Consider the following 1,046-nt stretch of genomic DNA (forward strand, 5'->3'; position numbering starts at 1 on the left):
GAAGTGAAACGCATCAAGCCGCTAGATGCTGCATAACAAGGCCATGGAGCGCGACGCGGGTGCTGTCGCACCCGCGCGGCTCATGGCTGGCGTTACAGCAGCCTAGGGGTGCCCCGGGGGGCATGCTCAGTGCCATTGGTCAGGCATGTCGTTAGTTCGGCCCGTCGTCTTGTGGGGTGGTCTCTTCTTCTTGTTCGGTCTCGGACGCCGTGTTGACGGGGTCAGATTTCATTTTCGGCGGCGGTGGCACCCATGCCCGGAGTCGCTGGCCAACCTGTTCGTAGAAATGGGGCACGGCACGCTCAAGTTCCTCGATGAACACCTTGTTGCCGGAGAAGCGGGAGGCTTGATCGGTCACATAGCGCACTTCGAAGGCAGTTGGAACGGCGTCGGTATTCTCGGACTCGAGGTGTTCAGGGTCTTCCAGTACCAGGCCGAGAGGGGCCTGCGTGGATTCGGCCTTGCCCGGACGGATCGCCTTGACGAAGAAGCCCTCGGATTCGACGTTGTCGAGCTGGCGGCGTAGCCAGTTGACGCGGGCGCTGGTCTTCTTTTTGTCCTTCGGTGCGTCGAGCCGCATGCTCGTGACGATCACGCGTTTCTCGAGGTTGGCTTCCACGTGAAGCTCGGCCGCGGCGTGCGGGATGTCCAGTTCGCAGCGCAGTACGTGTTCGCAGGCGAGGAGCTCGCAATCACTTTTCAGGCGGGCCTGCGGGTCGGTGCGGTGTGTCCGGCTCAGGCGCAGTTTGACGGCCTGCCCGAGTTTCCGTGAAAGAACGAGGCTCAGGTCACGTTGTTCCTGGTGCCAGCTGGAGACGGTGTTCTCGACTTCTTCGGAGTTCTTGTTCAGCTTCGCGCCATTCTTGACTTTGGCGACGACGTCCTTCCACTCCCGGTTCATGCTGTCGAAGCGGTTGACGCCGCTCGAGTCATGATTCAGATACCGGGTCACTGTAATGACCCCCGGGTTTTTGCACACCCTACGCGCTTAACGCGGGGTGGGCCCGTGGCGCCGCATAGCCCAGTGCCTGATGCGGCCGTTGCTC

Annotated in this window: 1 pseudogene; it reads right to left on the reverse strand. The window is 61.7% G+C overall.

Features of this window, described 5'->3' with window-relative positions:
• Positions 1-151 precede the first annotated feature (151 nt).
• Positions 152-952 (reverse strand): annotated as a pseudogene (locus F787_RS15850) (hypothetical protein); the annotation flags it as partial.
• Positions 953-1,046: the final 94 nt, after the last annotated feature.

The organism is Thioalkalivibrio sp. ALE19 (genome assembly GCF_000428605.1).
Taxonomy (GTDB): Bacteria; Pseudomonadota; Gammaproteobacteria; order Ectothiorhodospirales; family Ectothiorhodospiraceae; genus Thioalkalivibrio.